The following is a 22,725-nucleotide window of genomic DNA, read 5'->3' on the forward strand; positions in this document are numbered from 1 at the left end:
ACCTGACCCCCACAACCCCGCCCCGGCCGCCGCGAAGCCGCGCAAGGGCACCTTCAGCTCGCTGCGCATCCGTAACTACCGGCTCTTCGCCACCGGCCAGGTCGTCTCCAACACCGGCACCTGGATGCAGCGCATCGCCCAGGACTGGCTGGTGCTGAGCCTCACCGGCTCCTCCGCCGCCGTCGGCATCACCACGGCCCTGCAGTTCCTCCCGATGCTGCTCTTCGGGCTGTACGGCGGCGTCATCGCCGACCGGCTGCCCAAGCGCAAGCTGCTCCTGCTCACCCAGTCCGCGATGGGCCTCACGGGACTCGCCCTCGCGGTCCTCACCCTCACCGGGCAGGTCCAGGTCTGGCACGTCTACCTGGTCGCCTTCCTGCTCGGCCTGGTCACCGTCGTCGACAACCCCGCCCGCCAGTCCTTCGTGTCCGAGATGGTCGGCCCCGACGACATACGGAACGCGGTCAGCCTGAACTCAGCGAACTTCCAGTCGGCCCGGCTGGTCGGCCCCGCGGTCGCCGGTGTGCTGATCACCGCCGTCGGCAGCGGCTGGGCCTTCATGCTCAACGGCCTGTCCTTCATCGCGCCGGTCGTCGGCCTGCTCATGATGCGCCCCTCCGAACTGCACCAGGGCAAGGTCGTGCCGCGCGGCAAGGGCCAGCTCCGCGAGGGCCTGCGCTACGTCGCGGGCCGTCCCGACCTGATCTGGCCCATCGTCCTGGTCGGCTTCATCGGCACCTTCGGCTTCAACTTCCCGATCTGGCTGACCGCCTTTGTCGACAAGGTGTACCACTCGGGCGCCGGCACGTACGGCCTGCTCAACACGTTGATGGCGGCCGGTTCACTGGCCGGCGCGCTGCTCGCGGCCCGGCGCGGCACGTCCCGCCTCCGCCTGCTGGTGGGCGCCGCCCTCGCCTTCGGCATCCTGGAGATCGCGGCCTCGCTCGCCCCCACGTTCTGGCTGTACGCGGCGCTCCTCGTCCCGATCGGCATGTGCGGCCTGACGATCAACGTCACCGCGAACTCCAGCGTCCAGCTGGCGACCGACCCGGCCATGCGCGGCCGCGTGATGAGCCTGTTCATGATGGTCTTCATGGGCGGCACGCCGCTGGGCGCTCCGCTGGTCGGCTGGATCACGGACGCGTACGGGGCGCGGATCGGCTTCCTGTCGGGCGGCGTGATCTCCGCCCTGGCGGCGGTCGGGGTCGGGTTGTTCCTGGCCCGCGCGGGTGGGCTCCGCCTCAAGATCGACCTCCGCCGGGGCCACCAGCACGTGGCGTTCGTCCCTCGGAAAGCGGTTCGTCGGGACCGGGTAGCTGCCGCGGCCTGACCGTCGCCGTCCGCGGACCCGTCGTGCTTGCTCGCGCAGTTCCCCGCGCCCCTTCAGGGGTCGCGGGGAACTGCGCGACCGGCCACCGCGGCGCCGCACCCGCCAAAATGACGCCATGAGACTCTTCGCAGCGGTCCTGCCGCCACAGGCGGCGATCGACGACCTGGCCGCCGAGCTGGCCCCAGTACGCCGGCTCCCCGGCGCGGAGCGCATGCGCTGGACCGGCCACGACGGCTGGCACTTCACGCTCGCCTTCTACGGCGAGGTCGCCGACGACCTGCTCCCCGAGCTGCACACCCGGCTGGCCCGCGCGGCCCACCGGCACGCTCCCTTCCCGCTGCGCATCAGCGGCAGCGGCCGGTTCGACCACAAGGTGCTGTGGGCGGGCGCGGCCGGCGGCCGCGAGCCGATGCGGCACCTCGCGGACTCCGCGCGGGCCGCGGCGCGCCGGGCCGGCGTCGACACGGGCGAGCACCGCCGCTACACCCCGCACCTGACGCTCGCGCGCCACCGGGGCGACGACCGCGTGGACCTCGCCCCCTTCGTCGACGCGCTCGCCACGTACGAGAGCGCGGAGTGGCAGGTCGCCGAGCTGGCCCTGGTCCGCAGCAACCTCCCCACCTCCGGCGTCCCCGGCGAGCAGCCCCGCTACGAGACGGTGGCGTCCTGGCCCCTGGGCCGCCGGACGGGCTGAGGGCGGTACTGGCTGCGGGCCCGTCCGGCCGTCCGGTTACGCTCGAAGGGTGGACCCCAAGACCCGTAACCGGATCATGTCCGGCCTGCTCGCCGTACTGCTGATCGTCGTCATCGTGGCAGCCGCGTTCCAGTGACGACCGCCCCGGACGGGCGCCGCACTCACCAGGCGAACGCCTCGGGGGACGGCCCCGGCCCCGGGAAGATCTCCTCCAGCGACCGCAGCAGCTCCTCCGGCAGCGTCAGCTCCACGGCCCGCAGCGCCGACGCGAGCTGGTCCGTCGTACGCGGCCCGACGATCGGCCCCGTCACACCGGGCCGCGTGAGCAGCCAGGCCAGAGCGACCTCGCCCGGCTCCAGGTCGTACTTCGCGCACGCGTCCTCGTACGCCTGGATCTGCGCGCGGGTCGTCGGGTCGGCGAGCGCGTCGGCGGCCCGCCCGCTGGTGGTCCGCGCGCCGCCGCCCTCGCGCTCCTTGCGGATCGCACCGCCCAGCAGCCCGCCGTGCAGCGGCGACCACGGGATCACCCCGAGCCCGTAACTCTCGGCCGCCGGAATGACCTCCATCTCGGCCCGCCGCTCGGCGAGGTTGTACAGACACTGCTCACTGACCAGCCCGTACGAGCCGCGGCGCGCGGCGGTCTCGTTGGCCTGCGCAATGTGCCAGCCGGCGTGGTTGGAAGACCCGGCATACAGGATCTTCCCCTGCTGCACGAGCACGTCCATCGCCTGCCAGATCTCGTCCCAGGGCGTGTTCCGGTCCACGTGGTGGAACTGGTACAGATCGATGTAATCCGTCCCCAGCCGCTTCAGGCTGGCGTCCACGGCCCGCCGGATGTTCACAGCGGACAGCTTGTCGTGGTTCGGCCATACGGTGCCGCCGTCCGGCCCCATGTTCCCGTACACCTTGGTGGCGAGCACGACCTTGTCGCGCCGCCCGTCACCCTTGGCGAACCAGGACCCGATGATCTCCTCGGTACGCCCCTTGTTCTCGCCCCAGCCGTACACATTGGCCGTGTCGAAGAAGTTGACGCCCGCGCTCAGCGCGGCGTCCATGATCGTGTGACTGTCGGCCTCGTCGGTCTGCGGCCCGAAGTTCATCGTCCCGAGAACGAGCCGACTGACCTTGAGCCCCGTACGTCCTAGCTGCGTGTACTCCATGCCTCCACAGCCAACGCCTTGGAGTCCGCTCGAATCAAGTGAAGGAACGCGGCCCAGGAGTCGGGGGATGTACTAACGCCGGGGCGCGCTATGTCTTTTGAGTCCCGGATGTGGATGGCGGAGGGGGCGATGGCGACCTCGATGCAGTCGCCACCTTGGCTGCCGCTGTAACTGCTCTTGAACCAGTTCATAGTCCTCGTGCCACCTGCTCGATGAGTTGCGCGGAGTCCTCCGGACTGAGGGCCTGGGCTCGAAGAATGCCATACCGCTCGGTGATGTCACCCAGACCCGGCTGCTCGCTGATGAAGAAGCTGCCGTTCTGCCCTTCCACGTATGCGAGTTGCTGACGCTCTGCGGTCTCCAGCAGCACCATCGGTCCGTCCAGCCCCGCATGGGTCTGGCGGTTGGACGGCATCACCTGGATCTCGACGTTGCGCAGTCGCCCGATGTCGAGCACGTGGTGGAGTTGCTCCTTGAGAACCGCCGGACCGCCGAGGGGGCGGCAGAGGGCACTCTCTTCCACGATGAAGCTGATGATGGCCGCGGGCTTGCGGTGGAAGAGTTTCTGGCGCGCCAGACGGGTGGCCACGCTCGCCTCGATCTCGTCGTCACTCATCGACGGGCAGTGGCAGCCGAAGACCACACGTGCGTACGCGTCGGTCTGCAGCTGCCCCGGGATCACTTGGTTCTGGTACGAGTGCAGTGCGCGGCATCTCGCCTCCTCATAGGCGAACTCCTCGAACCAATAGGGCATTCGGCTGACGTGCAGCTCTACTGCCGCTGCCAGCAGTGCACCCCGTGCACCTACCGCCTCGTCCGCCCGTGGGACGAACTGTCCCTTCGGTGGGCGGTCACCCCGTTCCACCATCGCCACCTGGGACTTGGAGAATTCGATACGCCTGCCCAAGGCGTCCTGCGTCAGCCCGGCCTGCTCCCGGTAGAACCGCAGAATCGCTCCGAACATCCTCGTGTTGCCGGAGCCTTTTCCACTTTCGTGCACGGCATCCTCCCCTTTGTTCACGACACTCCACGGCCACTCTGTGGCACTGGTCACAGTGAACTCATGGGCGGAATGGTTCGGGTCATGAACCTGCGAATCTCACCCGATCTCGTACCGGCCTGGGTGCCCGCCTCAGGGCATGTGCTGCGGTCCGTCGGGGGCCACTTCGACGCCATCCGAATCGCCGACTTCACCGGCGAACAAGTCGCGTACGAAATCATGGCGTTCACCGACTTCCGGGCGGGGCCCATCGTGCGGACGGCGACCGGCGGGCGGTACTCGTACTTCCTGCTCCCGCCGGGAACCGCCGCCGCGTACGTCTGGCCCGCCGGGGCGCGCGATCTCGGAAGGGGCGGCCGGGAGGCCGCATTCGTCGGGGTGCCCGCGCTGTACGGGGACACCTGGCCGCTGTCGTGGCGGTCTCTCCCCTGCGCGGAAGCGCCCTACGTGGAGCCGGGGTTGCTGCACGAGATGGTGGCGCGGGTGGTGGCCGACTCGGCCTAAGCTCTCCGCCTCTTGTGCGTCGTTCACTCACTCGAGTGGCGCCAATCCGGTCGAGTGGTTAGACGTTGCGGGCGGGCGGTGTGGGCAGTGGCCAGGGGACTGGGGCGGCTGAGGCACAGGAGAGGGCGTACGCCGTGGCCGGTATGCCGTGGGACGCCGCGTTGCCCGTTGTCCGGCCTGGTGCTGCGTTGCTTGGGTGAGCCGTGACCCAAGCGTTCCTGTGGCAGTGAAGTGCCCAGGTGACATGACGGAGGTTGATGCGATGACGGCATCGCGACGCCCGGCCCGAGCAGTGGGGATGTTGGCCCTGGCTGCGGGGATGATGCTGCCCTTAGCGGTGGCCGGCCCCGCACACGCGGCCCCGCCGGTGGCCTTCTCCGAGCCCGGCATACACGAGTTCACCGTCCCGGCGGGGGTGGAAAACGTCATCGTCCTCGCGGTCGGCGCCGGTGCGGGCGGTGGCGGCGGTGGCCAGGGCATCGCCCGCCTCGGCGGCGGCGGTGGCGGAGGGGGCGCAGGGGGCACAACTATCGACTGCCGCCTCAGCGTCGCGGAAGGCGACACCCTCGAGATCCGCGTTGCCGCGGGCGGCGTCGGAGGAGCCGGCGGCAGCGGCCGCCCCCTCGGCAGGGCGGGAGAGTCCGGGGAGGCCGGCCGGGTGGTGACCACCGTCGTGGGTCCGAAATCGCGATTCGCGACCTCAGTGGGAGGCAACGGCGGTCAGGGCGGTGGCGGCGAACTGGCCGGGGGTGCGGGGCGGGGCGGTACCGCCGGCGGCCACGCCCGCACCTGCAGCGACTTCACGGAGGCACAGCCCGGCGAGCCGGGCGGCGAGGGTGAGAACGGCCTCGTCACAGGTGGGGCAGGCGGAAAGGGCGGCTTGCCGGGCGATGGCGTGCCGGCCGAGTGCCCCTCCGGGACCGGCGTCGGCGGCGACGGAGGAGCAGGCGGCGGCCCGCTCGGCAACGGCAAGCCCGGCACCAACGGCGGCAACGGCTGTGTCGTCCTGGCCTACTGAGCCTGCCATTGGTGCCACCCAACCTGCATGACCTGCGGGACTGCTGCCTTGACCTCAAGGAAACTTGAGGTCATAGCGTCGGTCACGTCGCCGAGCAAGCGCCCCGGCACTGACCAGGAGGGACCTCCTCATGCCCGCCATTCCCGGCCGTTACCGCCACGCCGTGGTCCCGCACCTCATGATCGACGGCGCCGCCGAGGCGATGGCCTTCTACGCGGCCGCGTTCGGGGCCGAGGAGATCATGCGGATCGCTCGCCCCGACGGGCGGATCCTGCACGCCGAGATGCGGATTCAGGATTCGGTGCTCATGGTCGGCGACGGGGACGGTGCGTTCCGCACTCCGCGGGAAGCGGGCGGCACGACGGTGGGCCTGCATGTGTACGTCGATGATGTCGACACGCTGTACCGCCGGGCCGTCGCCGCCGGGACGGAGTCGCTCCAGCCGCCGACCGACATGTTCTACGGCGACCGGACCGTCATGCTGAAGGACCCCTTCGGGCACGTCTGGGTCTTCCTGACCCAGGTCGAGGAGCTCTCGCCGGAGGAGGTCGCCCGGCGGGGCAACGAGCTGCTCCAGGGCTAGCCGCCGGACACGGCTCCGCTCAGGCCGCCGGTTCGTACGGCCCGCCCACGTCCCACGCCTGGTGCATCGCGTCGGCGAAGGCGGCAGCGAGCAGGTGTTCGCCGGACGGCGACGGGTGCGTGCCGTCGTACGTGTCGCGGTCCAGGGAGTAGTCCTCCGGGGGTGACGCGAGGAGCAGCGGGGACGCCGGGGTGGAGAGGTCGGCGACGGCCTTGGCCAGCAGCTCGTTGAAGCGGTCGCACTGGGCGGCGAAGTCGGGGTCGCCGGCCGCCCGGACGTTGGGGATGACGGGCAGGAGTACCGCGCGTACGTGCGGCCGCGCGGCGCGGGCCTCCGTGAGGAAGCGGCGGGCGTTCTCGGCGGTCTGGTCGGCGTCCGTGTAGAAGCCGAGGTCTATGAGGCCGAGGGAGACGAGGAGCGTGTCGGCCTTGTGCGCGCGGACGGCCTCGCCGATGAGCGGGGCCATGTGCAGCCAGCCCTCGCCCCAGCCGGCGAGATGGCGGCGGGCGCGCTCGGGGAACGCGGAGTCGCCGTAGTCGTACGAGACGGGCTCGGCCGCCGCGATGTCGTACAGCGCGTCGCGCGGGCCGACGATGCGGTACGGCCCGCCGTATGTGCTGTTGAGGTGCTGCCACATGCGGTAACGCCAGGTGTAATCGCCGGCGGAGCCGATGGTCATGGAGTCGCCGACGAACATGATCCGCATCCGGCCATTTTCGCTGATCGCGGGCCCGGCCGGTACGTGACGCTGCCCACGCGTCGCCGCGGACCGCCGCGCTGGTGGGAAGCTGGGGGCATGCGTTCGCTTCTGTGTGCGGCCGGTGCCGCGGGGGTCCTGCTGGTCGCGTCGGCCGCCACTGCCGTGGCCGCGCCCGCCGCCGACCCGGAACCGTTCACGATCAAGGACCAGCGGATCACCGAGTCCAGCGGGCTGGCCGCGAGCCGCGCCCACCCGGGCATCTACTGGACCCACAACGACAGCGATGACGGGCCGTACGTCTACGCCGTGGATTACCGGACCGGGCGGACGGTTGCCACTGTCACCATGCGCGGGGTCGGCGATCCGCGTGATGTGGAGGCCGTATCGGTCGGGCCGGACGGTGATCTGTACGTCGGCGATATCGGGGACAACCTGGACGGGTCCTGGGACCACGTCTGGATCTACCGCTTCCCGGAGCCGAAGGAGCTGCGCGACCGGACCGTGACGGCCACTCAGTACGTCGTGAAGTACGCGGACGGGCCGCGGAACGCCGAGGCGATGATGGTCCACCCGAAGACCGGGCGGGTGTACGTCGTCTCGAAGAAGGAGGACGGGGGTGCCGCGCTGTACGCCGGTCCCGAGCGGCTGACCACGTCCGGGCCGAATGTCTTCCAGCGGGTCTCGAAAATCGAGATGTGGGTCACCGACGGCGCGTTCTCGCCGGACGGCACGCGGCTGATGCTGCGCAGCTACTTCGGCGGGCGGATGTTCCGCTGGCAGGACGGCCGGCCGAAGGACGACATCGGGAGCATCGGCGTACCGATCCAGGGGCAGGGCGAGTCGGTCACGTTCACGCCGGACGGGCGGACGCTGATGTTCGGGTCGGAGGGCGCGGCCAGCCGGGTCGAGCCGGTCGGGCTGAGCGGGAGACAGCTCCCGGAGTCGGTGTCCGCCGGCTCCTCCGCGACTCCCGGAGGTGGGGACGGGAACGGCTCGGACGGAACCGGTGACTCCTCCGGCCCCTCCGACTCCTCGGAGGAGAAGAGCAACCCGGCCGTCACCGGCATCATCGTCATCGGCGTGGCCATCGCGGCCTTCCTCGCCCTCCGTCGCCGCGGCCGCCGCTGAGCACGGAATGCGCGGGGGCCCCGGCGATCATCTCGCCGGGGCCCCCGCGTACATCAGTGCTCAGCGCGTCAGCGCGTCTGCACGACCGGAGTGATCAGAGCTTGTCGATCACGTAGTCGATGCAGTTCGTCAGCGCCTCGACGTCGGCCGGGTCGATCGCCGGGAACATCGCGACGCGCAGCTGGTTGCGGCCCAGCTTGCGGTACGGGTCGGTGTCGACGATGCCGTTGGCGCGCAGGACCTTGGCCACGGCCGCGGCGTCCACGTCCTCGTTGAAGTCGATCGTGCCGATGACCTGCGAGCGCTTCGCCGGGTCGGTGACGAACGGGGTGGCGTACTTGGAGTCCTCGGCCCAGCCGTACAGCGTGCGCGAGGAGGTCGCGGTGCGGCGGACCGCCCAGTCCAGGCCGCCCTGGCCGTTGATCCACTCCAGCTGCTCGTTGAGCAGGAAGAGGGTGGAGAGGGCGGGGGTGTTGTACGTCTGGTTCTTGAGCGAGTTGTCGATCGCCGTCGGGAGCGAGAAGAACTCCGGGACGTGGCGGCCGGAGGCGTGGACGCTGCGGGCGCGCTCCAGGGCCGCGGGCGAGAAGACGCCGATCCACAGGCCGCCGTCGGAGGCGAAGGACTTCTGCGGGGCGAAGTAGTAGACGTCCGTCTCGGTGATGTCGACCGGGAGGCCGCCGGCGCCGGAGGTGGCGTCGACCAGCACGAGGGAGCCCTCGTCGGCGCCCGCGACGCGCTTGATCGGCGCGGCGACACCGGTGGAGGTCTCGTTGTGCGTGAAGGCGTAGACGTCCACGCCCTCCTCGGCCTGCGGCTCCGGGTGCGTACCGGGGTCCGAGGAGATGACGGTGGGCTCCTCCAGCCACGGCGCGAGCTTCGCGGCCTTGGCGAACTTCGAGGAGAACTCGCCGAAGGAGAGGTGCTGGGACTTGCGCTCGATCAGGCCGTGCGTCGCGATGTCCCAGAAGGCGGTCGAGCCGCCGTTGCCCAGGACGACCTCGTAGCCCTCGGGGAGCTGGAAGAGGTCGCGAACGCCCTCGCGCACCTTGCCGACCAGGTTCTTGACCGGGGCCTGGCGGTGGGAGGTGCCGAGGAGGGACGTGCCGGTGGCGGCCAGCGCCTCGAGCGCCTCCGTGCGCACCTTGGAGGGGCCAGCGCCGAAACGTCCGTCGGCGGGCTTGATGTCAGCGGGAATCTGGATCTCAGCCACGTGCGAAGCCTAATCCGTCGGGCCGCCGGGATCTGACCGGAGTCCAGCCGTTGAGACGCATGTGTCCGGGGATGGCCGGTGCGGGGACCGGGTGAGCGGGCCGGGGGAGCGGTACGGAAGTGACCCGCGCGACACGCGGCGGGGCCCGTTCCCGTCATGCGGTGCCGTGCCGCGGGGCAGGCTGGGTGCATGGCTGAGCGTGCGGAGCAGACGAGGGGCGCGGGGACGCGGGGCGGGACGGCGAACGGGACGGTGGCCGGTACAGCAACCGGTACAGGGGCCGGAGACGCGGCCGGTACGGCGGAGCTGGCGCGGGCCCTGGGCGCGGCCGTGCGCGGCGAAGTATCGGTCGCCGCCGCCGACCGGGCGCTGATGACCATGGACGCGTCGAACTACCGGCGGGTGCCGCGGGCGGTCGTCGCGCCCCGGGACGACGCGGACGTCGCCGCCGCGCTGCGGGTCTGCCGGGAGCACGGCGTGCCCGTGGTGCCGCGCGGCGGGGGCACGTCCATCGCGGGGCAGGCCACCGGTACGGGCGTGGTGCTGGACTTCACCCGCCACATGCGGCGGATCGTGTCGCTGGACCCGGAGGCGCGGACGGCCGTGGTCCAGCCGGGCGTGATCTGCGACGAGCTGCGCACCGCGGCCGCCGCGCACGGCCTCACCTTCGGCCCCGATCCCTCCACGCACAGCCGCTGCACGATCGGCGGCATGATCGGCAACAACTCCTGCGGCTCGCACTCGGTGGCCTGGGGGACGACCGCGGACAACGTGAGCGCGCTGGACGTGCTGACGTACGGGGGCGAGCGCGTCCATGCGGGCCAAGGGCTCGACGGCGTGCCGGGCGCCCTCGCGGACGGCGTGCGCGCCCTGGTCGACGGGGACCTCGCGCTGCTGCGCACCGGTTTCCCCGAGCTGCCGCGCCGGATCTCCGGCTACGCGCTGGACGCGCTGCTCCCGGAGAACGGCGTCGACCTCGCCCGGGCGCTCACCGGGAGCGAGGGCACCCTCGGCGTGCTGACCGAGGCGACGGTGAAGCTGGTCGAGGCGCCGGCCGCCCGGGTCCTCGCCGTACTGGGATACCCGGACGAGAGCGCCGCCGCCGAGGCCGCGCACACCCTGCTGCCGTACGGGCCGCTGACCGTGGAGGGCATGGCGTCCGACCTGGTGCCCGATCCGGGCGGGCTGCCGAAGGGCGGCGCGTGGCTCTTCGTGGAGATGGGCGGGGGCTCGCCGGAGGAGGCGAAGGCCCGGGCCGAGGCGCTGTGCCGGGCGGCGGCCGCCGACGGGGTCACGGACCACCTGCTCGTGTCGGATCCGGCGGGGCAGCGTGCCCTGTGGCGGGTCCGGGAGGACGCGTCCGGGACCGCGACCCGCATGCCGGACGGGAGTGAAGCGTGGCCCGGGTGGGAGGACTGCGCCGTGCCCCCGGAGCGGCTCGGGGGCTACCTGCGCGACTTCCGGGGGCTGCTCGGACAGCACGGTCTGCGCGGCACCCCGTACGGCCACTTCGGGGACGGCTGCATCCACGTACGCATCGACTTCGATCTGCTGAGCGAGCCGGGTATCCAGCGCTTTCGGGACTTCTCGCACGACTTGGCGGATCTCGTCGTCGCGCACGGCGGGTCGCTGTCCGGCGAGCACGGCGACGGGCAGGCGCGCGCCGAGCTGCTGCCGAAGATGTACGGGCCGGAACTCATGGGTCTCTTCGGGCGTTTCAAGGACATGTGGGACCCGGCGGGCGGGCTCAACCCCGGCATGCTCGTCCGTCCGCACCGCATGGACGAGAACCTCCGCTTCGCCGTGCTGCCGAAGAAGCCGGTCGATGTGGAGTTCGGCTATCCGCACGACAAGGGGGACTTCTCCGCCGCTGTCCGGCGCTGCGTCGGCGTCGCCAAGTGCCGCAACACCTCCGTCTCCGGCGCGGGCGTCATGTGCCCCTCCTTCCGCGCGACCGGCGAGGAGCAGCACTCCACCCGCGGCCGCGCCCGGCTGCTGCACGAGATGCTCGCCGGTGACGTCGTCACGGACGGCTGGCGGTCGACGGAGGTGCGCGACGCGCTGGACCTCTGCCTGTCCTGCAAGGGCTGCCGCAGCGACTGCCCGGTGGGCGTCGACATGGCGACCTACAAGGCGGAGTTTCTGCACCACCACTACGCGGGGCGGCTGCGGCCCGCCGCGCACTACGCCATGGGGCGGCTGCCGCTGTGGCTGCGGGCCGCCGCGATCTCCCGGCTGGCGCCCGTGATCAACGCGGCGGCCCGGGTCGGGCCGCTCGCCGCGCTGGCCAAACGGGCGGGCGGCATCGCGCCGGAGCGCACGATCCCCGAGATCGCGCCGGAGCCGTTCACGCGCTGGCTGGACCGCCACTCCCGGGCGCGCCTGGGCGACGGTACGCACATCTTCTCCAGCGACCGGGTCGCCTTCCTCTGGCCGGACACCTTCACCAACCACCTCGCGCCGTCCGTCGGCCGGGCCGCCGTCAAGGTCCTGGAGGCGACCGGCAGGGAGGTCCTGATTCCGGGCCGTGGCGACCAGAAGCCCGTCTGCTGCGGCCTGACCTACGTCTCCACCGGCCAGCTCGACCAGGCCCGCAAGGTCATGCGGCGCACCCTGGACCGCGTGGAGACGACACTCGGCTCGCCGGTCGTCGTCCTGGAGCCGAGCTGCGCCGCCACCCTCCGCACCGACCTCCCCGAGCTGCTTCCGGACGATCCGCGCGCCGCGGAGCTGGCCGGCTCGGTCCGCACCCTCGCGCAGTACCTGGAGGAGTACGCGCCGGACTGGCAGCCGCCCCGCGTCGACCGCCCGGTGGCCGGGCAGACCCACTGCCACCAGCACGCGGTGCTCGGGGACGCGGCGGAGCGCCGGCTGCGCGAGCGTGCGGGGCTGACCGGCGAGCTGAGCGGCGGCTGCTGCGGTCTCGCGGGCAATTTCGGCTTCGAGCGCGGCCATTACGACGTGTCCGTGGCCTGCGCGGAGGAGCAGCTGCTGCCGGCCGTCCGGGACGCGGCCCCGGACGCGGAGATCGTCGCCGACGGCTTCTCCTGCCGTACACAGCTGGCCCAGCTGGGCGCGCGGCCCGGGCGCCATCTGGCGGAGGTACTGGCCGAGCACCTGTGACGGTCCGGCCGGAAACCTCTGTCAGTACCTAAAGCCGCTGAAGCGCATTTCACCAACCGGGGCGGCGGCCCTTAGCTTGGGGTGCGTGAACCACTCGTCTCCCCAGTCCGGCCCGCAGCAGGCCGGCCCCCCGTCCAGCTCGTCCTCCGGCGCCCCGGCCGCCGGTGAGTCCGCGCGGCTCGCGGCGTCCGACGCGGGCGCGGTACCGGTCCCGGTACCGCCGTCGGAGGAGGTACGGCGGACCGAGCGGGCCGGCGGCTCCCGCGCGCGCCTGACCTCCGTCGGGCTGGTCGTCGGCGGCATCGTCTCGCTGCAGTTCGGCTCGTCGGTGGCGGTACTGCTGTTCGACCGTGCCAGCGCGCTCGGCGTGGTCACGCTGCGCCTCGTCGTCGCGGCGCTGGTGCTGCTCGTGGCCTGCCGCCCGAAGCTGCGCGGCTACTCGCGCGGCGACTGGACCACCGTCGTCGGCTTCGGCGTCGCGCTGGCGGGCATGAACTCGCTCTTCTACCAGGCCATCGACCGCATCCCGCTGGGCGCCGCGGTCACCCTGGAGTTCCTCGGCCCGCTGGTGCTGTCGATCGTGACCTCGCGGCGCGCGCTGAGTCTGGTGTGGGCGGCGCTCGCGCTCGGCGGCGTCGCGCTGCTCGGCCGCGAGGGCTTCGACGGGCTGAACGCGGTCGGCGCCGGCTTCGCGCTGGCCGCCGGCGCGCTGTGGGCCGCGTACATCCTGCTGTCAGCCCGCGCGGGGCAGCGCTTCCCGCAGGCGGACGGGCTGGCCCTGGCGATGACCGTCGCGGCCGTCCTCAGCCTGCCGCTGGGTGTCGCGTCCGCCGGTTCGGCGCTGATCGACCCGGTGACGCTCGGCCTCGGCGCGGCCGTGGCGCTGATGTCCTCGGTGCTGCCGTACACCCTGGAGCTGCTGGCCCTGCGCAGGCTCCCGGCGTCCGGGTTCGCCGTGATGATGAGCCTGGAACCGGCCGCCGCGGCCACGGCGGGCTTCCTGGTCCTGCACCAGGCGCTCGGCTGGGCGGAGATCGCCGCCATCGCCATGGTCGTCCTCGCGAGCGTCGGCGCGGTCCGCTCGGCGGGCGCCAATCACTGACCGCGCCCGCTCCCGGCCCATGGGGGCCGTTGGTGTGAGGGGCCGGGGGCGGATGGATGAAGCCCCCGGGGAACACGTGTGGCACCCGGCCGTCGCCGGTCATGAACGTTCTCACGAGCCGCGGATCAGGACACGTCCGGACAGAAACGGTCCGGGATAGTCATGCTCCGCGACGCGTGCCAGTACGGACGACGACGGAGGGGCGACGCGGTATGACGGGGATCGGGCGCAGGGAACTTCTGAGGTTCGGAGGCGCCGCGGTCCTCGGCGGCCCGCTGCTGCTCACCGACCGGGCCGAAGCGGCCCCGCGGCCACCCGGCCCGGGCGGCCGGCCGGTCCCCGGCGTCGACCCGGGGCCCACCAAGGTCCCCATGCCCGACATCGACATGCCCGGGGGCGCGCCGGGTGCGGGCGGCATGATCGATCTGTCCGGACCGGCCACCGTGCTGCTGCAGAAAAAACGGCTCACGCACTTCTCCGTCCTGCAGTCCTTCGCGTTCGACGAGGCGGCCGGGTACATCTACGCCCTCCAGATCGTGCAGGGCGGCGTCCGCCTCAAGGGCGAGGCGCGGACGTACACCCACGCGCAGCGGGCCAGCCGCGGCGACCTGTGCCTGAACCGCCTCACGATGTCGGGGAAGCTGAAGGACCGGATGTTCCTCAAGGGCTTCGGGCACGGCGGTACCCTCGGCGTGCAGCACCGGCCCGGTAAGGCGCCGCTCCTCTGGACGGAGTGGGACGTCAACCCCGCCTCCGGCTACGGCCGCGGCATCGCCCGCTTCCCCTACACCCCGAACCGGGTGCTGCGGGCCGACGACCGCGCGCTGCTCACGTACCGGCCGCGGCCCGGCACCACGAAGAACCAGCCGGCCGTCGACATGACCACCCGCCGCCTGCTGCTCCGCTACCGCCGCAGGACCGGCGTCTACCGTTACGCGCTCTACGACCTGGACGACTTCGGCGCGGGCACCCCGAAGCCGCTCGCCGACGTCGCGCAGCCGCTCCTGCGCAAGGGCGTCTTCCACCAGGGACTGGCGCTGTCGGGGAACTACGCGTACCAGCTCACCGGCAGCCCCTATGGCCCCGGCAATCCGGCATCCGGCCCCGGCAACGCCCGCCTGACCTGCATCGATCTGCGCAGCGGCGCGATCGTGCAGGAGGTCCGCACGAGGGCGGGACAGAAGCTGCACCCGCGCGAGCCGGAGGGCCTGGCCGTGCTGCACCGCGGCGGCGAACGGCTGGTCGCGGGCTTCACCTCGGGCAAGGTCAACCGCCGCCGCTTCTCGCTGTACGCGCACGGCGGCTGACCGACCTTTCAGTGGGGCTTCGCGTACTCCTGGGCCATGACACCGGCGAAGTCGAAGACCACGACCGGCTCGTCACCCACGACCCAGGCGTCGTGCCCGGGCGAGATCACGAAGACATCGCCGGGGCCGCCGTCGGCCTCCGTGCCGTCGTCCATGCGGACGTGCATCCGGCCTTGCACGATGTAGCCGTTGTGCGGCACCTCGCAGCTGCTGGTCCCCGCGACCGGGGCCAGCGACTCGGACCAGCGCCAGCCCGGTTCAAAGGTTGCTCTGGCGAAGTCCAGCCCGGGCAGGTGGACGGCTTCCATGTGGCCGCGAGGGAACTCGCGCCGTTCATCCGGTTGATCGATCGCCTTGACCTCAAGGGTCGTCTTCACTCCAAGCATGATGCATTCCTTCGTCAAAAGGCCCGTGTCGGATCGCTGGGCCTCCTCCTCCCTTCATGGTGCGCCTGCAAATCGGGGCCCACCATCCGGGAGCGGCGGCAGATCACGCAGACAAAATCATGCAGGCATGCTTGATTGTTTCTGTGCCTGCTGCCACTCTCTTAGCCGCACCACCACACACGTCAACGCGGCCCGTCCGCCTGTGAGTCGGGCCCGATGAGGGGAGTGCAGCGTGTCCGACCCGAGCCCGGTGCTCGCCGACCTGCGCGCGGAGGGCCAGGCGCTGGACGCCCTCGTGGAGCCGCTCACCGCGGACCGCTGGGCGGTGCCGACGCCCGCCGCCGGCTGGACGATCGCCCACCAGATCGCCCACCTCGCCTGGACCGACCAGCAGGCGCTGCGCGCGGCCACCGACCCGGACGGCTTCCGGCGCGCCGTCGAGGCGGCGCTCGCCTCCCCGGACACCTTCGTCGACGAGGGCGCCGAGGAAGGGGCCCGCCGGCCGCCCGCCGAGCTGCTGGCCCACTGGCGCGCGGGCCGCGACGCGCTGCACGACGCGCTCGCCGCGTACACCGGCGGCCGGCTGCCGTGGTTCGGCCCGCCGATGAGCATCACCTCGATGGCCACCGCCCGGCTGATGGAGACCTGGGCGCACGGCCAGGACGTCGCCGACGCGCTGGGCGTCGTACGGGAGCCGACCGCCCGGCTGCGGCACGTCGCCCATATCGGCGTACGGGCCCGGAACTTCGCCTACCTGGCGCACGGACTCACGCCCCCGGAGGAGGAGTTCCGCGTCGAGCTGCGGGCGCCGGGCCCGGACGGCGGGGTGTGGGCGTACGGCCCCGAGGACGCGGCGCAGCGGGTGACCGGCGACGCACTCGGCTTCTGCCTGCTGGTCACGCAGCGGGCGCACCGCGACGACGTGGACGTACGGGCCGAGGGCGCGGAGGCCGAGCGGTGGCTGGGCATCGCCCAGGCGTTCGCCGGGCCGCCGGGCCCGGGCCGCGGCCCCCGGTCGGCCGCCGCCCCGAAGGAACCCACCGCGTGACCCCGGCACCCACCGAGCCCCTGCGCATAGGCAACGCCTCCGGCTTCTACGGCGACCGCTTCGGGGCGCTGGAGGAGATGCTCACCGGCGGCCCCCTCGACATCCTCACCGGCGACTACCTCGCCGAACTCACCATGCTCATCCTGGGCCGGGACCGCCTGAAGGACCCGGGCCGCGGCTACGCGAAGACCTTCCTGCGGCAGCTGGAGACCTGCCTCGGGCTGGCCGCCGAACGCGGCGTACGGATCGTCACCAACGCGGGCGGCCTGAACCCGGCCGGACTCGCCGACTCCGTACGGGAGTTGGCGGAGAAGGCCGGCATCCCTGTGCGCGTCGCGCACGTCGAGGGCGACGACCTGCTGGTCCGTCCCGGGTGGCCGGCCGGCACCCTGACCGCCAACGCGTACCTCGGCGGGGGCGGCATCGCGGAGTGCCTGCGGGCCGGTGCCGAGATCGTCGTCACCGGCCGCGTCACCGATGCCGCGCTGGTCAGCGGGGCCGCGGCCGCGCACTTCGGGTGGCGGCCCGACGACTTCGACCGGCTGGCGGGCGCCGTGCTCGCCGGGCACGTCCTGGAGTGCGGCACCCAGGCCACCGGCGGCAACTACTCCTTCTTCGGCGCCCTCGACGTGCACCGCCCCGGCTTCCCGCTCGCCGAGATCGCCGAGGACGGCTCGTCGGTGATCACCAAGCACCCGGGCACCGGCGGCGCCGTCACGCTCGGCACGGTCACCGCCCAGCTGCTGTACGAGACGACGGGCGCGCGGTACGCCGGGCCCGACGTGACCGCCCGGCTGGACTCCGTACGGCTCACGGAGGACGGCCCCGACCGGGTGCGCCTCGACGGCGTGCGCGGCGAGGCGCCGCCGCCCACCCTCAAGACCGGGCTGACCCGGCTCGGCGGCTGGCGCAACGAGGTCACGTTCGTCCTCACCGGACTGGACGTGGACCTCAAGGAGCGGCTGGTGCGCGAGCAGATGGAGGCGGCCTTCGCGGCGGCCGGGCGGCGCCCCGCCGAGGTGGACTGGCACCTCGCCCGCACCGACCACCCGGACGCGGCGTCCGAGGAGGAGGCCAGCGCACTGCTGCGGCTGGTGGTCCGGGACCCGGACCAGGACGCGGTCGGCCGGGTCATCAGCGGCGCGGCGGTCGAACTGGCCCTCGGCAGCTACCCCGGTTTCCACGTCACGGCCCCGCCGGGCAAGGGCGCCCCGTACGGCGTCTTCGAGGCGGCGTACGTACCGGCGGGGGAGGTGCCGCACGTCGCCGTACTGCCGGACGGTCACCGGGTGACCATCGAACCACCTGCAACGACACGGGAGTTGGTGCGGGAAGCCGATCCACCGCTGCCCGATCCGCTGCACCACGACGGCCCCACCCGCCGCGCCCCGCTCGGCCTCGTCGCCGGGGCCCGCAGCGGCGACAAGGGCGGCGCGGCCAACGTCGGGGTGTGGGCGCGCACGGAGGAGGCGTGGCGCTGGCTGGTCCATGAACTGACCACCGACCGGCTGCGCGCGCTCCTTCCGGAGGCCGCGGCCCTGTCCGTCGAGCGGCACGTACTGCCGAACCTCCGGGCGCTGAACTTCGTGATCGACGGACTGCTGGGCGCGGGCGTGGCCTCGCAGGCCCGCTTCGACCCGCAGGCCAAGGCCGTGGGCGAGTGGCTACGCGCCCGCCACCTGGACATACCGGAGGTACTGCTGTGACCGTGCTCGGCACAGGGCTGGACACCGCGAGCCCCGAGTACGCGGAGAACCGCGCGGCGTTGCTCGCCAAGCTGGACGAACTGGCCGCCGAGCAGGCCAAGGCGGTTGGCGGAGGCGGCGAGAAGTACGTCGAGCGGCACCGCAAGCGCGGCAAGCTGCTCGCCCGCGAACGCATCGAGCTGCTGCTCGACCCCGACACCCCCTTCCTGGAGCTGTCGCCGCTCGCCGCGTGGGGGAGCGACTACCAGGTGGGCGCTTCGCTGGTCACCGGGATCGGCGTGATCGAGGGCGTGGAGTGCCTGATCACCGCCAACGACCCGACCGTACGGGGCGGTGCCTCCAACCCCTGGACGCTGAAGAAGGCGCTGCGCGCGAACGAGATCGCGTACGCCAACCGGCTGCCCGTGGTGTCCCTGGTGGAGTCGGGCGGCGCGGACCTGCCCAGCCAGAAGGAGATCTTCATCCCGGGCGGGGCGCTGTTCAAGGACATCACGCGGCTGTCGGCGGCCGGGATTCCGACCGTGGCCGTGGTCTTCGGGAATTCGACGGCGGGCGGCGCGTACGTCCCCGGCATGTCCGACCACGTGATCATGGTCAAGGAGCGGGCCAAGGTCTTCCTCGGCGGGCCGCCGCTGGTGAAGATGGCGACCGGCGAGGAGAGCGACGACGAGTCGCTGGGCGGCGCCGAGATGCACGCCCGCACGTCGGGCCTCGCGGACTACTTCGCGGTGGACGAGCCGGACGCGCTGCGCCAGGCCCGCCGCGTGGTCGCCCGCCTCAACTGGCGCAAGGCGCACACCGATCCTCCCCCAGCTACCGCTGGGGGGACCCCCATCGCCGAGCCGCCCAAGTACGACGAGGACGAGCTGCTGGGCATCGTCCCCGGCGATCTCAAGATCCCCTTCGATCCCCGCGAGGTCATCGCCCGGCTCGTCGACGGCTCGGACTTCGACGAGTTCAAGCCGCTGTACGGGCCCTCACTCACAACCGGGTGGGCGCGGCTGCACGGCTATCCGGTCGGCATCCTCGCCAACGCCCAGGGCGTGCTCTTCAGCGAGGAGTCGCAGAAGGCCGCCCAGTTCATCCAGTTGGCGAACCAGCGCGACACCCCCCTCCTCTTCCTGCACAACACCACCGGCTACATGGTCGGCAAGGAGTACGAGCAGGGCGGGATCATCAAGCACGGCGCGATGATGATCAACGCGGTGTCGAACTCGAAGGTCCCGCATCTGTCCGTACTGATGGGCGCGTCCTACGGCGCGGGCCACTACGGCATGTGCGGCCGGGCCTACGACCCGCGCTTCCTCTTCGCCTGGCCGAGCGCGAAGTCGGCCGTCATGGGGCCGCAGCAGCTCGCGGGCGTGCTGTCGATCGTGGCGCGCGCCTCGGCCGCCGCGAAGGGCCAGCCGTACGACGACGAGGCCGACGCCGGGCTGCGCGCGATGGTCGAGCAGCAGATCGAGTCCGAGTCGCTGCCGATGTTCCTGTCCGGGCGGCTCTACGACGACGGCGTCATCGACCCGCGCGACACCCGCACGGTGCTCGGCCTGTGCCTGTCCGCGATCCACACCGCGCCCGTCGAGGGCGCACGCGGCGGCTTCGGCATTTTCCGGATGTGAGGGCTCCCGTGACCCATGCTGCGAGGAACGCTTCAGTGATCTCTTCCCTGCTCGTCGCCAACCGCGGCGAGATCGCCCGCCGTATCTTCCGTACCTGCCGCGACCTGGGCATATCCACCGTCGCCGTGCACTCCGACGCGGACGCCGACGCGCCCCACGTCAAGGAGGCGGACGCGGCCGTCCGCCTCCCGGGGGACGCGCCCGCCGACACCTATCTGCGCGGCGACCTGATCGTGAAGGCCGCGCTGGACGCAGGCGCCGACGCGGTCCACCCCGGCTACGGCTTCCTCTCCGAGAACGCGGAGTTCGCGGCCGCGGTGGCCGACGCCGGGCTGACCTGGATCGGCCCGCCGCCCGCCGCCATCGAGGCGATGGCCTCCAAGACCCGGGCCAAGGAGCTGATGGGCATCGCCCCGCTCGGCGAGGTCACGGAGGACGACCTGCCGGTACTGGTGAAGGCGGCGGCGGGCGGCGGTGGCCGCGGCATGCGCGTCGTACGCGAACTGAGGCAGCTGGAAGGGGAGTTGGAAGCCGCGCGGGCCGAGGCCCGCAGCGCCTTCGGGGACGGTGAGGTCTTCGTCGAGCCGTACATCGAGAACGGCCGCCACGTCGAGGTGCAGATCCTCGCCGACGCGCACGGCACCGTCTGGCCGTTGGGCACCCGCGACTGCTCCCTCCAGCGCCGCCACCAGAAGGTCATCGAGGAGGCCCCGGCCCCCGGACTCACCCCCGAACTGACCGCCGAACTGTACGAGATGGCGATCAGAGCCGCCCGCGCGACCGACTACCGCGGCGCCGGTACCGTCGAATTCCTCGTCGTCGACGGCACCGCGCACTTCCTGGAGATGAACACCCGCCTCCAGGTCGAACACCCCGTCACCGAGGAGATCTTCGGCATCGACCTGGTCGCGCTGCAGCTGAGCGTCGCCGAGGGAGAGGCGCTGCCCGAGGCGCCGCCCGAGCCGCGCGGCCACGCCGTCGAGGCCCGCCTCTACGCCGAGGACCCGGCCGCCGGCTGGGCCCCGCAGACCGGCACCCTGCACGGCCTCTCCGTACCGGGCGTCCGCCTGGACTCCGGCTATGCCGACGGCGACACCATCGGCATCCACTACGACCCGATGCTCGCCAAGGCCGTCGCCTGGGCACCCACCCGCACCGCGGCCGTCCGCAAGCTGGCGGGCGCGCTGGAGCGGGCCCGCATCCACGGCCCGGTCACCAACCGCGATCTTCTCGTACGGTCCCTGCGCCACCCGGAGTTCACCGAGGCGCGCATGGACACCGGCTTCTACGACCGCCACCTGCCTGCCCTCACGGCCGCGGAGCCCGACCCGTACGCGCCCCTGGCCGCCGCCCTCGCCGACGCGCACGGCCGCTCGCGCTTCGGCGGCTGGCGGAACGTGTACTCGCAGCCGCAGGTCAAGCGGTACCGCACCGAGCCGGACGGCACCGAACACGAGGTGCGGTACCGGCACACCCGGGACGGCCTGGCCGCCGAGGGTGTGGTGGTCGTGCACGCCGACGCGGCGCGGGTCGTGCTGGAGGCGGACGGCGTGCGGCGGACGTACGAGGTCACCGTGCACGGCGACCGGGTGTACGTCGGCAGCACCACGCTCACCGCGCTGCCCCGCTTCCCCGACCCCGCGGCCCGCCAGGAGCCCGGGTCGCTGCTGGCCCCGATGCCCGGAACGGTGGTCCGCGTGGCGGACGGGCTCGCCGAGGGGGCCGCCGTCGAGGCCGGTCAGCCGCTGCTGTGGCTGGAGGCGATGAAGATGGAGCACAAGATCACCGCGCCTGCGACCGGAACTCTCACCGCCCTGCACGCCGAGCCCGGCCGTCAGGTCGAGGTCGGCGCCCTCCTCGCCGTCGTCAGCGACTGATGGACACCTCTCAAGGGAGCCCCATGACCAGCCTGATCGAAACCGAAGAGCACCGCGCCCTCCGCGACGCCGTAGCCGCCCTCGGAAAGCGGTACGGACGCGAGTACTTCACCCAGGTCGTCGCCGACGGCAAGCACACGGACGAGCTGTGGGCCGAGGCCGCCAAGCTCGGGTACCTCGGCGTCAACCTCCCCGAGGAGTACGGCGGCGGAGGCGGCGGCATCACCGAGCTGGCCATCGTCCTCGAAGAGCTGGGCGCGGCCGGCTGTCCCCTCCTGATGCTCGTCGTCTCGCCCGCCATCTGCGGCACGGTCATCGCTCGCTTCGGTACTGAGGAGCAGAAGCGGCAGTGGCTGCCCGGCCTCGCCGACGGCTCGCGCAAGATGGCGTTCGGCATCACCGAGCCCGACGCGGGCTCCAACTCGCACCGCATCACCACCACGGCGCGCCGCGACCCGGAGACCGGCGGCTGGATACTCAACGGCCGCAAGGTTTTCGTCTCCGGCGTCGACATCGCGGAGGCGACGCTGATCGTCGGCCGTACCGAGGCTGTGTCCGATAAAGGCGTGAAGACCGGCAAGCTCAAGCCCTGCCTCTTCATCGTCCCCCGCGACACCCCCGGCTTCGCCCGCAACCCGATCTCCATGGAACTGGCCGCGCCGGAGAAGCAGTTCGAGCTCGTACTCGATGATGTGCGGCTGCCCGCGGAGGCGCTGGTCGGCGACGAGGACGCGGGTCTGCTCCAGCTCTTCGCCGGGCTCAACCCCGAGCGCGTGATGACCGCCGCCTTCGCCCTCGGCATGGCCCGTTACGCGCTGGAGCGGGCCGTGGAGTACGCCCGCGACCGGCAGGTGTGGAAGGTGCCGGTCGGCGCGCACCAGGCCATCGCGCACCCGCTCGCCCAGTGCCACATCGACATCGAGCTGGCCCGGCTGATGATGCACAAGGCAGCGCACCTCTACGACATCGGTGACGACTTGGGCGCGGGCGAGGCCGCCAATATGGCGAAGTACGCGGCGGGGGAGGCGGCGGTGAAGACCGTCGACCAGGCCGTGCACACGCTCGGCGGCAACGGCCTCACCACGGAGTACGGCCTCGCCTCGATGATCACCGCGGCCCGGGTGGCCAGAATCGCCCCGGTCAGCCGCGAGATGATCCTGAACTTCGTCTCCCACCAGTCCCTGGGACTCCCCAAGTCGTACTGACTGCCGTCATGCTGCGGGACAT

At 72.2% G+C, this 22,725-nt stretch carries 20 protein-coding genes; 14 read left to right on the forward strand and 6 right to left on the reverse strand.

The window, feature by feature from the left end:
* Both CCS38_RS15630 and thpR read left to right on the forward strand, forming a co-directional pair.
* Window positions 1-1,330 (forward strand): MFS transporter (locus CCS38_RS15630; RefSeq protein ID WP_223733877.1); only part of this gene is annotated, 1,330 nt, incomplete at its 5' end.
* A 115-nt stretch (window positions 1,331-1,445) separates the two neighbouring features.
* Complete coding sequence (gene thpR / locus CCS38_RS15635; protein WP_223733878.1) at window positions 1,446-2,024, forward strand: RNA 2',3'-cyclic phosphodiesterase; 579 nt, start codon at window positions 1,446-1,448, stop codon at window positions 2,022-2,024.
* A 161-nt stretch (window positions 2,025-2,185) separates the two neighbouring features.
* Here the strand turns inward: thpR and CCS38_RS15640 are convergent, their stop codons facing one another.
* From CCS38_RS15640 to CCS38_RS15650, 3 genes are read right to left on the reverse strand one after another with little or no spacing between them, the layout of a single operon-like run.
* A complete protein-coding gene (locus CCS38_RS15640) occupies window positions 2,186-3,184 on the reverse strand; it encodes an aldo/keto reductase (protein ID WP_223733879.1) in 999 nt (332 codons plus the stop codon).
* On the reverse strand, window positions 3,166-3,375 hold the full coding sequence (locus tag CCS38_RS15645; RefSeq protein WP_223733880.1) for a DUF397 domain-containing protein: 210 nt from the start codon (window positions 3,373-3,375) through the stop codon (window positions 3,166-3,168). The genes CCS38_RS15640 and CCS38_RS15645 overlap by 19 nt, the downstream gene beginning before the upstream one ends.
* Window positions 3,372-4,148, reverse strand: a complete 777-nt coding sequence (locus CCS38_RS15650) for a helix-turn-helix domain-containing protein (RefSeq protein ID WP_223733898.1) — start codon at window positions 4,146-4,148, stop codon at window positions 3,372-3,374. The genes CCS38_RS15645 and CCS38_RS15650 overlap by 4 nt, the downstream gene beginning before the upstream one ends.
* 120 nt (window positions 4,149-4,268) lie before the next feature.
* Here CCS38_RS15650 and CCS38_RS15655 point away from each other — a divergent pair, with 120 nt between their 5' ends.
* The 3 genes from CCS38_RS15655 to CCS38_RS15665 all read left to right on the forward strand — a co-directional run bounded on the left by CCS38_RS15655 (window position 4,269) and on the right by CCS38_RS15665 (window position 6,289).
* Entirely contained in the window at window positions 4,269-4,688 is a 420-nt protein-coding gene (locus CCS38_RS15655) for a hypothetical protein (protein WP_223733881.1), read from the forward strand.
* A gap of 298 nt (window positions 4,689-4,986) precedes the next feature.
* Complete coding sequence (locus CCS38_RS15660; protein ID WP_223733882.1) at window positions 4,987-5,706, forward strand: glycine-rich domain-containing protein; 720 nt, start codon at window positions 4,987-4,989, stop codon at window positions 5,704-5,706.
* Window positions 5,707-5,836: 130 nt separating this feature from the next.
* Window positions 5,837-6,289 (forward strand): VOC family protein, encoded by a 453-nt coding sequence (locus CCS38_RS15665; protein ID WP_223733883.1) that lies wholly within the window; start codon window positions 5,837-5,839, stop codon window positions 6,287-6,289.
* A 19-nt stretch (window positions 6,290-6,308) separates the two neighbouring features.
* On the opposite strand, the gene CCS38_RS15670 is transcribed toward CCS38_RS15665, so the two are convergent.
* Entirely contained in the window at window positions 6,309-6,995 is a 687-nt protein-coding gene (locus CCS38_RS15670; protein WP_223733884.1) for a GDSL-type esterase/lipase family protein, read from the reverse strand.
* A gap of 90 nt (window positions 6,996-7,085) precedes the next feature.
* Between CCS38_RS15670 and CCS38_RS15675 the strand changes: the two genes are divergently transcribed.
* Window positions 7,086-8,117 (forward strand): lactonase family protein, encoded by a 1,032-nt coding sequence (locus CCS38_RS15675; RefSeq protein WP_223733885.1) that lies wholly within the window; start codon window positions 7,086-7,088, stop codon window positions 8,115-8,117.
* Between the two features lie 94 nt (window positions 8,118-8,211).
* Here CCS38_RS15675 and serC read toward each other — a convergent pair whose 3' ends face one another.
* Window positions 8,212-9,330 carry a phosphoserine transaminase gene (serC, locus tag CCS38_RS15680; protein WP_223733886.1) on the reverse strand — a complete coding sequence of 373 codons (1,119 nt, stop codon included), beginning with the start codon at window positions 9,328-9,330 and terminating at the stop codon, window positions 8,212-8,214.
* 189 nt (window positions 9,331-9,519) lie between these two features.
* Here serC and CCS38_RS15685 point away from each other — a divergent pair, with 189 nt between their 5' ends.
* The 3 genes from CCS38_RS15685 (at window position 9,520) to CCS38_RS15695 (ending at window position 14,862) form a co-directional block, all read left to right on the forward strand.
* On the forward strand, window positions 9,520-12,453 hold the full coding sequence (locus CCS38_RS15685) for an FAD-binding and (Fe-S)-binding domain-containing protein (RefSeq protein WP_223733887.1): 2,934 nt from the start codon (window positions 9,520-9,522) through the stop codon (window positions 12,451-12,453).
* A gap of 85 nt (window positions 12,454-12,538) precedes the next feature.
* A complete protein-coding gene (locus CCS38_RS15690; protein WP_308050802.1) occupies window positions 12,539-13,555 on the forward strand; it encodes an EamA family transporter in 1,017 nt (338 codons plus the stop codon).
* A 212-nt stretch (window positions 13,556-13,767) separates the two neighbouring features.
* Entirely contained in the window at window positions 13,768-14,862 is a 1,095-nt protein-coding gene (locus tag CCS38_RS15695) for a phage baseplate protein (RefSeq protein WP_223733888.1), read from the forward strand.
* Between the two features lie 8 nt (window positions 14,863-14,870).
* Here the strand turns inward: CCS38_RS15695 and CCS38_RS15700 are convergent, their stop codons facing one another.
* Window positions 14,871-15,170: a cupin domain-containing protein gene (locus tag CCS38_RS15700; RefSeq protein WP_223733900.1), complete on the reverse strand. Its 300-nt coding sequence runs from the start codon at window positions 15,168-15,170 to the stop codon at window positions 14,871-14,873.
* 310 nt (window positions 15,171-15,480) lie between these two features.
* Here CCS38_RS15700 and CCS38_RS15705 point away from each other — a divergent pair, with 310 nt between their 5' ends.
* The 5 genes from CCS38_RS15705 to CCS38_RS15725 are packed head-to-tail and all read left to right on the forward strand — an operon-like array spanning window position 15,481 to window position 22,703.
* Window positions 15,481-16,296: a TIGR03084 family metal-binding protein gene (locus CCS38_RS15705; RefSeq protein WP_223733889.1), complete on the forward strand. Its 816-nt coding sequence runs from the start codon at window positions 15,481-15,483 to the stop codon at window positions 16,294-16,296.
* Complete coding sequence (locus CCS38_RS15710) at window positions 16,293-18,002, forward strand: acyclic terpene utilization AtuA family protein (RefSeq protein WP_223733890.1); 1,710 nt, start codon at window positions 16,293-16,295, stop codon at window positions 18,000-18,002. The genes CCS38_RS15705 and CCS38_RS15710 overlap by 4 nt, the downstream gene beginning before the upstream one ends.
* Window positions 17,999-19,621 (forward strand): acyl-CoA carboxylase subunit beta, encoded by a 1,623-nt coding sequence (locus tag CCS38_RS15715; RefSeq protein WP_223733891.1) that lies wholly within the window; start codon window positions 17,999-18,001, stop codon window positions 19,619-19,621. The genes CCS38_RS15710 and CCS38_RS15715 overlap by 4 nt, the downstream gene beginning before the upstream one ends.
* Window positions 19,622-19,656: 35 nt before the next feature.
* Window positions 19,657-21,498: an acetyl/propionyl/methylcrotonyl-CoA carboxylase subunit alpha gene (locus tag CCS38_RS15720; protein WP_223733892.1), complete on the forward strand. Its 1,842-nt coding sequence runs from the start codon at window positions 19,657-19,659 to the stop codon at window positions 21,496-21,498.
* A gap of 23 nt (window positions 21,499-21,521) precedes the next feature.
* Window positions 21,522-22,703 (forward strand): acyl-CoA dehydrogenase family protein, encoded by a 1,182-nt coding sequence (locus CCS38_RS15725; protein WP_223733893.1) that lies wholly within the window; start codon window positions 21,522-21,524, stop codon window positions 22,701-22,703.
* Window positions 22,704-22,725 lie beyond the last annotated feature (22 nt).

The organism is Streptomyces purpurogeneiscleroticus, assembly GCF_020024005.1.
Taxonomy (GTDB): Bacteria; Actinomycetota; Actinomycetes; order Streptomycetales; family Streptomycetaceae; genus Streptomyces; species Streptomyces purpurogeneiscleroticus.

Bases quoted from the DNA above. Each gene is read 5' to 3' on its own strand.
- CCS38_RS15670 (WP_223733884.1), bottom strand. From the start codon at position 6,995: ATGCGGATCATGTTCGTCGGCGACTCCATGACCATCGGCTCCGCCGGC.
- CCS38_RS15660 (WP_223733882.1), top strand. From the start codon at position 4,987: ATGTTGGCCCTGGCTGCGGGGATGATGCTGCCCTTAGCGGTGGCCGGC.
- CCS38_RS15655 (WP_223733881.1), top strand. From the start codon at position 4,269: ATGAACCTGCGAATCTCACCCGATCTCGTACCGGCCTGGGTGCCCGCC.
- CCS38_RS15685 (WP_223733887.1), top strand. From the start codon at position 9,520: ATGGCTGAGCGTGCGGAGCAGACGAGGGGCGCGGGGACGCGGGGCGGG.
- CCS38_RS15645 (WP_223733880.1), bottom strand. From the start codon at position 3,375: ATGAACTGGTTCAAGAGCAGTTACAGCGGCAGCCAAGGTGGCGACTGC.
- CCS38_RS15665 (WP_223733883.1), top strand. From the start codon at position 5,837: ATGCCCGCCATTCCCGGCCGTTACCGCCACGCCGTGGTCCCGCACCTC.
- CCS38_RS15640 (WP_223733879.1), bottom strand. From the start codon at position 3,184: ATGGAGTACACGCAGCTAGGACGTACGGGGCTCAAGGTCAGTCGGCTC.
- CCS38_RS15725 (WP_223733893.1), top strand. From the start codon at position 21,522: ATGACCAGCCTGATCGAAACCGAAGAGCACCGCGCCCTCCGCGACGCC.
- thpR (WP_223733878.1), top strand. From the start codon at position 1,446: ATGAGACTCTTCGCAGCGGTCCTGCCGCCACAGGCGGCGATCGACGAC.
- CCS38_RS15700 (WP_223733900.1), bottom strand. From the start codon at position 15,170: ATGGAAGCCGTCCACCTGCCCGGGCTGGACTTCGCCAGAGCAACCTTT.
- CCS38_RS15675 (WP_223733885.1), top strand. From the start codon at position 7,086: ATGCGTTCGCTTCTGTGTGCGGCCGGTGCCGCGGGGGTCCTGCTGGTC.
- CCS38_RS15650 (WP_223733898.1), bottom strand. From the start codon at position 4,148: ATGTTCGGAGCGATTCTGCGGTTCTACCGGGAGCAGGCCGGGCTGACG.
- CCS38_RS15695 (WP_223733888.1), top strand. From the start codon at position 13,768: ATGACGGGGATCGGGCGCAGGGAACTTCTGAGGTTCGGAGGCGCCGCG.